Here is a 12,100-nt window from a genome sequence, read left to right as displayed (position 1 = left end):
TACCCCGCCAAGTTGCGTTCGATCATCGCCCACAACCCGCCCTGCCCCGATTGAATCGACCCCACACCGCCGCGCACCATGGCCGCCACCTGCATAAGCCCAATAACAACAGGTCCAACGCCATGAGCACTTTCCAACCGCGCCAGCTGTTGCTGGCGACCGCTGTCGCCAGCCTTGCCCTTCCCGCTATCGCCGAAGAGCACGGCTTTCTCGAAGACGCCAGCGCCAACCTCAACCTGCGTAATTTCTTCTTCAACCGCAATTACACCAACCCGACCAAGGCCCAGGGCGGCGCGCAGGAGTGGACGCAGAGTTTTATCCTCGACGCCAAGTCCGGGTTCACCCAAGGCACAGTAGGTTTTGGTGTGGACGTGCTGGGTTTGTACTCGCTCAAGCTCGATGGTGGGCGTGGCACGGGCGGCACTCAGTTGCTGCCGCTGGACCATGATGGCCGGCCAGCGGACGAATTCGGACGCCTGGGTGTGGCATTCAAGGCGCGGTTTTCCAAGACGGAACTCAAGGTAGGCGAATGGATGCCAGTGTTGCCGATCCTGCGTTCGGACGACGGCCGCTCCCTGCCGCAGACCCTACGCGGCGGGCAGATCACCTCCAAGGAAATCGACGGCCTGACCCTGTATGGCGGCCAGTTCCGCGCTAACAGCCCGCGTGATGACGGCAGCATGGGCGACATGTCGATGGTCGGTAAAGCTGCGTTTACTTCCGACCGTTTCAACTTCCAGGGTGCCGAATATGCCTTCAACGACAAGCGCACCCAGGTCGGCGTATGGAACGCCCAGCTCAAGGACATCTACAGTCAGCAATTCGTCAACCTGATCCACAGCCAGCCCGTCGGCAACTGGACACTCGGCGCCAACCTGGGGCTCTTCTACGGCAAGGACGACGGCAGCGCCCGCGCAGGCAGCCTGGACAACAAAACCTGGTCCGGCCTGTTCTCCGCCAGGTACGGCGGCCACACCTTCTACCTCGGCCTACAAACACTCACCGGCAACAGCGCCTGGATGCGCGTCAATGGCACCAGTGGCGGAACCCTGGCCAACGACAGTTATAACTCGAGTTACGACAACGCCGAGGAAAAATCCTGGCAAGTGCGCCACGACTACAACTTCGCCGCCCTCGGCATACCCGGTCTGACGCTCATGAACCGCTATATCAGCGGCAGCAATGTGCACACAGGCACCATCAGCGACGGCAAGGAATGGGGCCGTGAAAGTGAAATCGGCTATACGGTGCAGAGCGGCGCACTGAAGAACTTCAATGTGCGCTTGCGCAATTCAAGCATGCGCCGGGACTACAGCAACAATGAGTTTGATGAAAACCGGTTGATCGTCAGCTATCCGATCTCCCTGCTCTAACACCTCAATTGCTACCTCCAGCCGCCCAGCAAGCGCCCTTCATTAACAGGTGAGGAAACGGTTCGTCCACTCGCGGCTTACGCCCTTCCAAACCGTAGGGAAATGAAACAAATACAATATGAACCATAGTCGTCGCTGCGCCATTAAGAATGGCCGAGTTACTAAGAGAGCCTTTTCGTACTCGAACCTTTCTTCATTTCTTAACATATGGAGCAACAACATGACTACAGTAAATTCCGGCAACCCAGCCTTGCACACTTGGAACAACTGGAAACAGCAATTAGACGACAAGCACACATTCAAAGAACAAAACGCAACGACCACTTCGGCAGACTCCGACAGCACCGATAAGGCGCCGCAGGTCCATACCCGCAAAGCAGGTAAACGTGGCCGGTTTCACCATTCCTCGCACTTGACTCGCCACAAGCACGATTGGCATCGCCCAAGCCCGCGCCCGCGCCAAACTCCAGCTCCAGCTCCAACTCCAACTCCAACGCTAACTCAAGCGCCAACTCAAGCTCCAGTTCAAAGCTCGGCTGGCACGACACCACCTGACCAAAATGTCATCTGGACCACGCTTACGGAGGTGCCAAGGTCTCCAACGGGAGCGCCTGTCACCCACGAATTTGAGAATGGCAACGTCAAAATAACTTCCTCTCCTCTGCATCAGGGAAGTTTCAATGGCACGCCTACCACGCGTAATAAAGTCACCATAGAAACCGGCAACCAAGATGATCACATAGAGATCAAGACACTTCAGTCAGGAGCTGTTGTTGCTGAAATAAATGGAAAAGCCTACGGGCTGCCCATTGAAAATCATGGGGCGATCATGGGGCAGCTTGAAATAAAAACCAATGGAGGAAACGATCAAGTAAACATTGATAAGAAAATCTGGTTTGAAACCTCAATCAGCCTCAACGAAGATCATCTTGTATCGGGCCGAGATCACTACACATCAGCGCCTGAATCCGCCGACAAAGAAACTTTTTCTGCTCCGGACGTTATTCCCGTACCGTTGCACATGACGAAAGAAGGTGACAGCCAAGTATTCAAACAGGGCGATGTCACTATTAGTTTCACTCAAAATAATCACTCCGACTACCCCGGCGACGGCGTCACGGTAATCAAGACAGGCAATGGTGACGACAAGGTACGCATCAGTGCCGCCGACGATGGTTCATTAATTGCCGACATCAATGGAGAAAAATTCTTACTGCCGGTCAAAAATGATCCTACCGGCCGTTCACGCTTTTTTATACAAACCCAGGAAGGTAACGATAGCGTCATCATCGACTCCAACGTCAAGAATTTCTCCTATATCAATCTGGGTGCAGAGATGTCAGGGACGGTCTACATGGGCGGTGGCTTTGTCTCCAACCCGGAAGAAGCTAAACAGGACCAGCAATATCGGAACCAGAACTACAACCCGCTTCAAGCCCGCTGAGTTGGCGGACCAGGCGCGCACTCGTCAGCTGATCGTAGACTCACGACAAACTTGCTGTATGGTGCGCGCCTGCCGCTGTTGATCCTCCCCAGTGGCGGCCTTTTTCGAGCCAGGCCTATGCCATGAAACTCTTCACCCTTGCATGCGCACTCCTGACCCTGAGTCTCACTGGCTGCATCGGTGCGCCTGTGGCCCTGACACCGCAAACCGAGCAACGCCTGAAAGCCCAGGCACCGATCCGCTTCCTGCTGACCTTCGATGATGGCCCCAGCGCCTCGGGCTACAACAATCCGAGCCGCTCAGTGATAGCCGACCTGGCGCACAACCCGGTACTGCCGGGTATCAAGGCGGTGTTCTTCCTCCAGACCGAAGCGGCCCGCTCCGGCGGCAGTTCCCGGGGGCGCAAGACCATGGAGCGCGAACATGCCGCCGGCCACATCCTGGCATTCCATACGGCAACGGCGCTTCATACTAACCATCGCTGGCTCAATGATGCCGAACTGGAACGCACCCTGACCGAAGGTGCCGCCGATATCGCCAGCATCACCGGCACGTCTCCCGTGCTGGTACGCCCGCCCTTCTGGAACTACGACAAGCGCACCTTCGCCGCCTACCAGCGGCATGGCCTGCAGGTGTTGCTGACGGACTTGAGCGCCAATGACGGCAAGATCTGGGGTTTCAATGGCAGCCCGCGCCGACGGGCCAATTTGTACCGGCAGTTGTCACTGGTACGTGAACGCATTGCCCTGGGCGAATTACCGACGGTGGACGGCGTTATCCCCGTGGTGATGACTTTCCATGATATCAACCGCTATACCGCGCGGCATATGCAGGAGTACTTGCAGATCCTGATGGACAGCGCGCACATCAACGGTTTGAACACCGCTGTCGAGCCTTTCTACACCGACACCACCCAGCTTCAAAGGGCGGCGCTGGCACGTACGGTGAAGGTCGTAAGCGAGCCCGTGCACCTGCCAGGCGTGTGGAATTGGGTATGGAATGCCGACTCACGCTGATCTGTGCAGGTTGTAGAGATCAGAAATGTATTTCAACTCAGGTTTCTCGAGACTCAACCCCCAATTCGTCCCACACCGATTCAGCCAGGTGAAAGGTTGCATTTGCCGCCGGAATCCCGCAGTAAATCGCACTCTGCATCAACACTTCCTTGATCTCGGCGCGGGTCACGCCATTGCTGGCGGCGGCGCGCAGGTGCAGTTTCAGTTCTTCACTGCGGTTCATGCCGATCAGCATCGCGATAGTGATCAGGCTGCGGGTGTGCCGAGGCAGGCCGGGGCGGGTCCAGATATCGCCCCAGGCGTGGCGAGTGATCATTTCCTGGAACTCGCTGTTGAACTCGGTCAAGGCATTGAGGCTGCGGTCGACATGGGCATCGCCCAATACTTCGCGGCGCACTTGCAGGCCATCGGCGTAACGTTGTTTCTCGTCCACGAAAAGCTCCTCAGCGGGCCAGCAGGAATTTAATCACCCGGTCACTGAATGCAGCACCGGCTTGCACGTTGGACAGGTGCGCTGCATAGAACTCGGCATATTCGGCACCCTGCACATGATTCTGGATGAAGTGGCCGCCGGCTGGCGGCGTCACGGCGTCTTCAGTACCGGCAATGACGAGGGTCGGGACCTTGATCGACGATAATTGCTCACGCAAATCCGCATCGCGCACCGCACCGCAGTTGGCGGCATAACCCTCAGGCGAAGTAGCCGCGAGCATGTCGGTGATCTGCTTGGCCTGATGCGGGTTGGCGGCGGCGAAATCCGCAGTGAACCAGCGCGCAATCGACGCATCGCGCAGGGCCACCATCGCAGCGGCACCATCGCGCAGGACCATTTCGATGCGTGGGTTCCAGGTGTCTGGCGTGCCGATCCTGGCGGCGGTATTGCATACCACCAGGCGTTGCAGGCGTTCGACGGCGTAAATGCCCAGCCATTGGCCGATCAACCCGCCCATGGACAGGCCACAAAAATGCGCGCGTTGAATATCCAGCGCATCCAGCAGGGCAATCACATCTCGGCCCAGTTGCCCGATGCTGTACGGCCCTTCGGTCACCAGGGATTTTCCATGGCCACGAGTGTCGTAGCGCAACACGCGAAAATGCTTGGTGAATGCCGGGATCTGGATGTCCCACATATGCAGGTCGGTGCCCAGGGAGTTGGACAACACCAGCACCGGTGCATCCACCGGCCCCTCCAATTGGTAATGCAGTTCGCCCTGGGCGAGTTGTACAAAAGCCACAGCGGTCTCCTAGGCAGTCAAGGCAAAGTGTTCGGTCACTGCACGGGTGACCCAGGTGTGCGCCTGGCCCAGGTAGTGGGCCGGGTCGAGCAGGCGATCCAGCTCAGCCGCGGATAGCTCGGCGGTCACTTGCGGTTCATCCGCCAATACTTCACGCAAGTGGCGCCGCTCGTTCACGGCGCGTTTGCAGCACTGCTCCAGCAGATGGTGGGCGGTGTCGCGGCCCAGGCGCTGGGCAAGCACGATGCTGACGGCTTCGGCCAGCAGCAGGCCTTGGGTCAGGTCAAGGTTGCCTGCCATGCGCTCGGGGTCGACCTCCAACCCTTCGCAGACCAGCAGTGCCTGTTGCAAGGCGCCGGACACCAAGCGGCAAATCTCGGGCAGTGTTTCCCATTCGGCGTGCCACAAGCCCAGGCTGCGTTCGTGCTCCTGGGGCATGGCGCTGAACATCGTCGCCACCAGGCCCGGTACGCGGGTGGCGGCGCTGATCAGTACCGCGGCGCCCACAGGGTTGCGCTTGTGGGGCATGGTCGAGGAACCACCCTTGCCGGGCGCCGCAGGTTCAAATACCTCCGCCGCTTCTGTTTGCATCAACAGGCTGATATCACGACCCAGCTTGCCGAGGCTGCCGGCGATCAGGCCGAGCACGCTGGCAAATTCCACCAGACGATCACGCTGGGTATGCCAGGGTTGTTCGGGCAAGCCCAACTGCAATTCAGCGGCCAAAGCTTCGGCGACGGGCATGGCGTGTTCGCCGAGCGCTGCAAGGGTGCCGGACGCGCCGCCGAACTGCAGCACCAGCAGGCGCGGCTTCAATTCGGCAAGGCGCTGGCGACTGCGCGTCAGGGCGCCCAGCAAACCAGCGATTTTCATCCCCAGGGTGACCGGTGTCGCGTGTTGCAACCAAGTACGCCCGGCCAATGGCACGGCGGCGTAACGCTGGGCCTGGGCAGCCATTACATCGCCCAGGCGCGCCAGGTCCGCGTCGATCAACCCCAGTGCCTGACGCAACTGCAGCACCAGGCCAGTGTCCATCACGTCCTGACTGGTCGCGCCCAGATGCACATAGCGCTCGGCACCGGGATCTTCACTGGCGATCAGCTTGCCCAGTGCCTTGACCAATGGGATCGCCGAGTTGCCTGCCGTGGCAATCGCCACGCCGAGGGCGTCCACATCGTAGAGCGAAGCCAGGCAGGCCTGGGCAATCGGCGCCACGGCGGCCTGCGGAATCAACCCGACCCGGGCCTCGGCCCGGGCCAGCGCGGCCTCGAAATCCAGCATGCCCTGCAAGCGTCCCTGGTCACAGAACACTTCGGCCATGCTGCCGGCGGTGAAGTAGGCGTCGAACAGTTGATTGCTCGTGCGCAGCGTCATAACTCGTCCCTTACAGATCGTGGTGCAGGTACGCCGCCTGTTTCGGCAAGCGCAAACTGAACAGGAAGGCCACCGCCATCATCGCAGTGACGTACCAATAAAAGGTGTTTTCCATGCCGATGGATTTCAGGCTCAGCGCGACCACTTCCGCGGAGCCGCCAAACACCGCATTCGCCACGGCATAGGCCAGGCCCACACCCAGGGCACGTACCTGGGGCGGGAACATCTCGGCTTTGACCAGGCCGCTGATCGAGGTGTAGAAGCTGACAATCGCCAGGGCCAGGGTAATCAGCACAAAGGCCAGGAACGGGCTGGTCACGGTTTTCAGAGTCAGCAGGATCGGCACGGTGAACAGGGTGCCAAGGCCGGCGAACCAGAGCATGGAATTACGCCGGCCGATCTTGTCGGCCAGCATGCCGAACAGCGGCTGCATGCACATGTACAGAAACAGCGCGCCGGTCATGATGTAGCTGGATGTCTTGGCGTGCATGCCGACAGTGTTCACCAGGTACTTCTGCATGTAGGTGGTGAAGGTGTAGAAAATCAGCGAGCCGCCAGCGGTGTAGCCAAGCACGGTAATGAAGGCTTTGCCGTGGTCGCGAAACAGCGCGACGATACTGCCGGCGTCCTTGTCTTCACGGATTTCCTTGCTGGTGGTTTCCTTCAGGGTGCGACGCAGCAGCAGGGAGATCACCGCCGCGATGGCACCGATCACGAACGGAATGCGCCATCCCCAGGCGCGCAGTTCTTCTTCGGTGAGGATCTGTTGCAGGATCACCACCACCAACACCGCCAGCAACTGGCCGCCGATCAGGGTCACGTACTGGAACGAGGCGAAGAAACCGCGCTGGCCCTTGAGCGCGACTTCGCTCATGTAGGTCGCGGTGGTGCCGTATTCGCCTCCCACCGACAAGCCCTGGAACAGCCGCGCCACCAACAGCAGCGCCGGCGCCCAGGCACCGATATCGTTATAGGTGGGCAGGAAGGCGATGACCAGGGAACCGGCGCACATCATCAGCACCGAGATCATCATCGAGTTCTTGCGCCCGTGCTTGTCGGCCACCCGGCCAAACAACCAGCCGCCGATGGGCCGCATCAGGAATCCGGCGGCGAACACACCGGCGGTGTTGAGCAGTTGCACCGTGGGGTCGTCGGAGGGGAAAAACGCCGGGGCGAAATATATCGCGCAGAAGGCGTAGACGTAGAAATCGAACCATTCGACAAGGTTGCCGGATGAGGCACCGACAATCGCAAAAATCCGTTTGCTGCGCTCTTCTCCGGTGTAGTGGCTGGTTGTTGTTGTCATGTTTTTTCACTCAGTGGGAACGGTTATAGCCTAGACATACTTTGCAACAACCATGTTCCGCAAGCAGACTTTTGGGTAGGCACTGTCTGAGACCTCATCACTGTAGGAGCGAGCTTGCTCGCGAAAACCCTGAGAACGCCGCGTTCATTCAAGCTGACCGCGTTATCGTTGGCGATTTTCGCGAGCAAGCTCGCTCCTACACGGACCGGTCAATAGTCGAAAAACACCGTTTCCTTATCTGTCCCCTGCAAAATCACATTCCACTGATGCACACCCTGCGCGTCCGCCTTGGCAATCAAGGTACCGCGACGCTCTGCCGGCACACACGCCAACAGCGGGTCATCGCCATTGAGCGCCTCACCGTCAAAATAAATCCGCGTCAGCAAGTGCTTCACCAGCCCCCGGGCAAACACCAGTACCACCAGATGCGGCGCCTGGGTCGTGCCTTTCAGTCCCGGCACACTGCCTGGCTTGATGGTGGTAAAGCGAAAGCGTCCTTCGGCATCCACGGGCACCCGGCCGAAGCCTTCGAAGTTGGGGTCAAGCGCCTTGTCCTGATCATCCTCAGGGTGGTCGTATTTGCCGGCGGCATTGGCCTGCCAGACTTCCAGCATGGCGTCGTTGACGACATCGCCGTTGCCGTCCAGCACTTGCCCGCTGATCGCCACGCGGTCGCCGAGGGTCGCAGCTACGGTGAGATCTTCGCGATTCAGCCAGGTCAGGCCGATGTGGTAATACGGCCCGACGGTGTGGGACGTGGTTGCGTAGAGTGTCATCTCATTTCTCCATCGGCGTGGCGTCGCGGCCGCGCAGGACGATGTCCCAGCGATAACCGAGGGCGTAGGACGGAACAGTTTTCTCCAGGTCGAATCGCGCGATCAGGCGCTCCTTGGCACTGGTATCCGGCACACAGTTGTAGATCGGGTCATATTCCAGCAGCGGGTCACCGGGGAAATACATTTGCGTCACCAACCGCGTCAGCACACTGGGGCCGAACAGCGAAAAGTGGATATGCGCCGGGCGCCAGGCGTTGTGGTGGTTGCCCCACGGGTAGGCACCGGGCTTGATGGTCTGGAACTGGTACCAGCCATCGGCGTCGGTGACGGTACGCCCGGTGCCGGTGAAGTTCGGGTCCAGCGGTGCGTCGTGCAGGTCGCGCTTGTGGTTATAGCGACCCGAGGCGTTGGCCTGCCAGATCTCCACAAGGATGCCCGGCACCGGCAGGCCGTTCTCGTCCAGCACCCGGCCATGAATGATGATGCGCTCGCCTTGAGGCTCGCCTTCATGCTGGGCCGTCAGGTCGTTGTCCTTGTCATTGAGACGCTCGGCGCCGATGGTCGGGCCGGTGATTTCCGACAGGGAATGGGGCAGGAACACCAACGGCTGGGACGGCGAACGCAAGTTCGTCGACTGGTAGGCCGGGTGCAGGTAATCAGGTTGAGTGCCCGCTTGCGGGCGCCGGTAACCGGGCTTGTCACTCATGGAGCAATCCTCTCTTATTGGACGCGTTCAATCGCCAGGGCCAAACCTTGGCCGACACCCACACACATGGTCGCCAAGCCTTTGCTGCCGCCGGTTTTTTCCAGCTGGTGCAGGGCCGTCAGAACCAGCCGCGCACCGCTCATGCCCAGGGGGTGGCCGAGGGCAATGGCGCCACCGTTCGGGTTGACCTGAGGCGCATCGTCGGCAAGCCCCAGTTCGCGCAGCACCGCCAGACCTTGGCTGGCGAAGGCTTCGTTAAGTTCGATCACGTCAAAGTCAGTGACCGCCAACCCCAGGCGTTCCACCAGCTTGCGCACCGCCGGCACCGGGCCGATGCCCATCACACGCGGGGCGACACCGGCACTGGCCATGCCCAGCACGCGGGCGCGGGCGGTGAGGCCGTGTTTCTTGACCGCTTCGGCAGACGCGAGGATCAACGCCGCAGCGCCGTCGTTCACGCCCGAAGCATTGCCGGCAGTGACGGTCTTGTCCGGACCGTTGACCGGCTTGAGCTTGGCCAGGGCTTCCAGGCTGGTGTCCCGTGGGTGCTCATCGTGCTCCACCACAGTTTCACCTTTTTTATGGGCGACCCGCACCGGCACGATTTCCTCGGCGAAGAAGCCAGCGGCTTGTGCGGCGGCGGTGCGCTGCTGGCTGCGCAGGGCGAAAGCGTCCTGGTCGGCGCGGGAAATCTGATAGTCGTCGGCGACATTGTCGGCGGTCTGCGGCATAGCATCCACGCCGTACTGGGCCTTCATCAGCGGGTTGATAAAGCGCCAGCCGATGGTGGTGTCTTCCAGCTTCATGTTGCGCGAAAACGCCGCATCAGCCTTGCCCATCACGAACGGAGCACGGGACATCGACTCGACGCCACCAGCAATCGCCAGCTCCATTTCGCCGCTGGCGATGGCGCGAAAGGCCGTGCCGATGGCGTCCATGCCTGAGGCGCACAAACGGTTGAGGGTCACGCCCGGAACGCTTTCCGGCAGCCCCGCCAGCAACAGTGCCATGCGCGCCACGTTGCGGTTGTCTTCGCCGGCCTGGTTGGCGCAGCCGAGGAACACCTCGTCCACTGCATTCCAATCCACCGAAGGGTTGCGCTCGATCAGGGCCTTGATCGGCAGTGCCGCCAAGTCATCGGCGCGTACAGTCGACAAGCCGCCGCCGAAACGGCCGATAGGCGTGCGAATGGCATCGCAGATAAATACGTCGCGCATCAGGCTTCTCCCGGCGCTTGGCCGTGGGCCGCGGCGGTGCGAGCTTCGAGATCACGCAGGGCGGTCAGTTCTGTCTCGGTGGGCTCAGCAGTGACGCTGACCTGATCGGCAAAGCGAATCGCCCAGCCAGTTGCGGCCACTACCTGTTCACGGGTCACGCCGGGATGCAACGCGGTGACCACAAATTCATGGCTGCCCTCCTCCGGCTCCATGATGCACAGGTCGGTAATGATGCCTACGGGTCCTGCGCCGGGCAGGCCAAGACGCTTGCGTGAGTCGCCGCCTTCGCCGTGACCAACAGAGGTGATGAAGTCCAGCTTGTCGACAAACGAACGGGACGATTGCTTAAGGATGATCAGCACGCTCTTGGCCGAACCGGCGATCTCCGGCGCGCCCCCGGCACCGGGCAAACGCACCTTGGGCTGGTGATAGTCACCGACCACGGTGGTGTTGATATTGCCGAAACGGTCGACCTGGGCCGCGCCGAGAAAGCCGACGTCAATGCGCCCGCCCTGCAGCCAATAGCGAAAGATCTCCCCGGTGGGCACCACGGTGTCGGCGGTCTCCGCCAACTCGCCATCGCCGATGGACAGCGGCAGCACGCTGGGCTTGGCCCCAATCGGGCCGGACTCGTAGATCAGCACCACGTCGGGCGATGAAGTCAGGCGCGCCAGGTTGGCGGCCTTGGACGGCAGGCCGATACCGACGAAGCACACCGAGCCGTTCTGTAGGCGACGCGCGGCGGCGACGGTCATCATCTCATTGGTGGAGTAAGCCATTACTTGGCCTCCTGCGCGGTAGCCAGCTTGGCCTGGAATTCATTGAAATCGGCGGTGCCGTGGATGTATTCGTCTATCCAGGCGGTAAAGGTTTCACGGTCGCGGGCAATCGGGTCCCACGCCTGGTAGAAACGGTTATCGCGCTCGTTGTAGCCGTGGGCGTAGGACGGATGTGCACCTCCGGGTACGTGGCACACTGCCGTCAGCGCCCAGGTCGGCAACACGCAACTGTTCATCGGTGCATTCAGGTCATCGACGATTTCCTCGACGGTGACGATGCAGCGCTTGGCCGCCAGGGCCGCTTCCTTCTGCACGCCAAGAATGCCCCAGAGCAACACGTTGCCCTTGCGATCGGCTTTCTGCGCGTGGATCACGGTGATGTCCGGACGTACCGACGGTACCGCCGCCAGCACTTCGCCGGTGAACGGGCAGGTAACGGTCTTGATCAGTGGATTGACCTTGGGCAAGTCAGAACCGGCGTAGGCACGCAGCACCGCGAACGGTAGGCCCGATGCCCCGGCAACGTAGGCATTGGCCAGGTCGGCGTGGCTGTGTTCTTCAATCTCCAGAGGCTGCGGCCATTGCTTCTCGACCGCGTCGCGCAGCCGATGCAGGGAGCCCACACCCGGGTTGCCGCCCCAGGAAAAAATCAACTTGCGCGCACAGCCGGCACCGATCAATTGGTCGTAGATCAGGTCAGGGGTCATACGTACCAGTGTCAGGTCTTTCTTGCCCTGACGAATGATTTCATGACCTGCGGCCGTGGGGATCAGGTGGGTAAAGCCTTCGAGGGCGACGGTATCGCCGTCGTTCACGAAGCGCTTGACCGCATCACGCAGGGTGAGGATTTCAGCCATGGGGTTGGGCTCCCGGT

At 60.5% G+C, this 12,100-nt stretch carries 12 protein-coding genes; 3 read left to right on the top strand and 9 right to left on the bottom strand.

The annotated features are described in order from the left end of the window. Nucleotides 1-122 precede the first annotated feature (122 nt). The 3 genes from KVH01_RS03080 to KVH01_RS03070 all read left to right on the top strand — a co-directional run bounded on the left by KVH01_RS03080 (nt 123) and on the right by KVH01_RS03070 (nt 3,833). Nucleotides 123-1,373 carry an OprD family porin gene (locus KVH01_RS03080; RefSeq protein ID WP_217880409.1) on the top strand — a complete coding sequence of 417 codons (1,251 nt, stop codon included), beginning with the start codon at nt 123-125 and terminating at the stop codon, nt 1,371-1,373. Nucleotides 1,374-1,593: 220 nt separating this feature from the next. Further along, nucleotides 1,594-2,817, top strand: coding sequence for a hypothetical protein (locus tag KVH01_RS03075; protein ID WP_217880408.1), 1,224 nt, complete (start codon nt 1,594-1,596; stop codon nt 2,815-2,817). Nucleotides 2,818-2,939: 122 nt separating this feature from the next. Continuing rightward, nucleotides 2,940-3,833 (top strand): polysaccharide deacetylase family protein, encoded by an 894-nt coding sequence (locus KVH01_RS03070; RefSeq protein ID WP_217880407.1) that lies wholly within the window; start codon nt 2,940-2,942, stop codon nt 3,831-3,833. A 37-nt stretch (nt 3,834-3,870) separates the two neighbouring features. Here KVH01_RS03070 and pcaC read toward each other — a convergent pair whose 3' ends face one another. The 9 genes from pcaC to KVH01_RS03025 all read right to left on the bottom strand — a co-directional run bounded on the left by pcaC (nt 3,871) and on the right by KVH01_RS03025 (nt 12,083). Beyond that, nucleotides 3,871-4,266, bottom strand: coding sequence for a 4-carboxymuconolactone decarboxylase (pcaC, locus tag KVH01_RS03065; RefSeq protein WP_043050002.1), 396 nt, complete (start codon nt 4,264-4,266; stop codon nt 3,871-3,873). 10 nt (nt 4,267-4,276) lie between these two features. Beyond that, nucleotides 4,277-5,068, bottom strand: a complete 792-nt coding sequence (gene pcaD, locus KVH01_RS03060) for a 3-oxoadipate enol-lactonase (protein WP_217880406.1) — start codon at nt 5,066-5,068, stop codon at nt 4,277-4,279. Nucleotides 5,069-5,077: 9 nt separating this feature from the next. Further along, the gene (locus KVH01_RS03055) at nt 5,078-6,442 is read right to left on the bottom strand and encodes a 3-carboxy-cis,cis-muconate cycloisomerase (protein ID WP_217880405.1); all 1,365 of its coding nucleotides are present in this window, start codon (nt 6,440-6,442) and stop codon (nt 5,078-5,080) included. Nucleotides 6,443-6,452: 10 nt separating this feature from the next. Further along, on the bottom strand, nt 6,453-7,748 hold the full coding sequence (locus KVH01_RS03050; protein WP_217880404.1) for an MFS family transporter: 1,296 nt from the start codon (nt 7,746-7,748) through the stop codon (nt 6,453-6,455). Between the two features lie 209 nt (nt 7,749-7,957). Continuing rightward, nucleotides 7,958-8,524, bottom strand: a complete 567-nt coding sequence (pcaG, locus tag KVH01_RS03045) for a protocatechuate 3,4-dioxygenase subunit alpha (RefSeq protein ID WP_217880403.1) — start codon at nt 8,522-8,524, stop codon at nt 7,958-7,960. A gap of 1 nt (nt 8,525) precedes the next feature. Next, nucleotides 8,526-9,230: a protocatechuate 3,4-dioxygenase subunit beta gene (gene pcaH, locus KVH01_RS03040; RefSeq protein ID WP_217880402.1), complete on the bottom strand. Its 705-nt coding sequence runs from the start codon at nt 9,228-9,230 to the stop codon at nt 8,526-8,528. 14 nt (nt 9,231-9,244) lie between these two features. After that, the gene (gene pcaF / locus KVH01_RS03035; protein ID WP_217880606.1) at nt 9,245-10,450 is read right to left on the bottom strand and encodes a 3-oxoadipyl-CoA thiolase; all 1,206 of its coding nucleotides are present in this window, start codon (nt 10,448-10,450) and stop codon (nt 9,245-9,247) included. After that, nucleotides 10,447-11,226 carry a CoA-transferase subunit beta gene (locus tag KVH01_RS03030; RefSeq protein WP_057021962.1) on the bottom strand — a complete coding sequence of 260 codons (780 nt, stop codon included), beginning with the start codon at nt 11,224-11,226 and terminating at the stop codon, nt 10,447-10,449. The genes pcaF and KVH01_RS03030 overlap by 4 nt, the downstream gene beginning before the upstream one ends. Continuing rightward, the gene (locus tag KVH01_RS03025) at nt 11,226-12,083 is read right to left on the bottom strand and encodes a CoA transferase subunit A (RefSeq protein WP_217880401.1); all 858 of its coding nucleotides are present in this window, start codon (nt 12,081-12,083) and stop codon (nt 11,226-11,228) included. Before KVH01_RS03025 ends, KVH01_RS03030 begins: the two co-directional genes overlap by 1 nt. Nucleotides 12,084-12,100 lie beyond the last annotated feature (17 nt).

Source organism: Pseudomonas khavaziana (assembly GCF_019145205.1).
GTDB lineage: Bacteria > Pseudomonadota > Gammaproteobacteria > Pseudomonadales > Pseudomonadaceae > Aquipseudomonas > Aquipseudomonas khavaziana.
The sequence above is the reverse complement of the archived record's forward strand: the minus strand, read 5'-3'. Positions and strand labels throughout refer to the sequence as shown.

Excerpts from the sequence above, each read along its gene's own strand:
- KVH01_RS03050 (WP_217880404.1), bottom strand. The coding sequence starts at position 7,748 with ATGACAACAACAACCAGCCACTACACCGGAGAAGAGCGCAGCAAACGG.
- KVH01_RS03030 (WP_057021962.1), bottom strand. The coding sequence starts at position 11,226 with ATGGCTTACTCCACCAATGAGATGATGACCGTCGCCGCCGCGCGTCGC.
- KVH01_RS03075 (WP_217880408.1), top strand. The coding sequence starts at position 1,594 with ATGACTACAGTAAATTCCGGCAACCCAGCCTTGCACACTTGGAACAAC.
- KVH01_RS03025 (WP_217880401.1), bottom strand. The coding sequence starts at position 12,083 with ATGGCTGAAATCCTCACCCTGCGTGATGCGGTCAAGCGCTTCGTGAAC.
- KVH01_RS03070 (WP_217880407.1), top strand. The coding sequence starts at position 2,940 with ATGAAACTCTTCACCCTTGCATGCGCACTCCTGACCCTGAGTCTCACT.
- KVH01_RS03080 (WP_217880409.1), top strand. The coding sequence starts at position 123 with ATGAGCACTTTCCAACCGCGCCAGCTGTTGCTGGCGACCGCTGTCGCC.
- pcaG (WP_217880403.1), bottom strand. The coding sequence starts at position 8,524 with ATGACACTCTACGCAACCACGTCCCACACCGTCGGGCCGTATTACCAC.
- pcaH (WP_217880402.1), bottom strand. The coding sequence starts at position 9,230 with ATGAGTGACAAGCCCGGTTACCGGCGCCCGCAAGCGGGCACTCAACCT.
- KVH01_RS03055 (WP_217880405.1), bottom strand. The coding sequence starts at position 6,442 with ATGACGCTGCGCACGAGCAATCAACTGTTCGACGCCTACTTCACCGCC.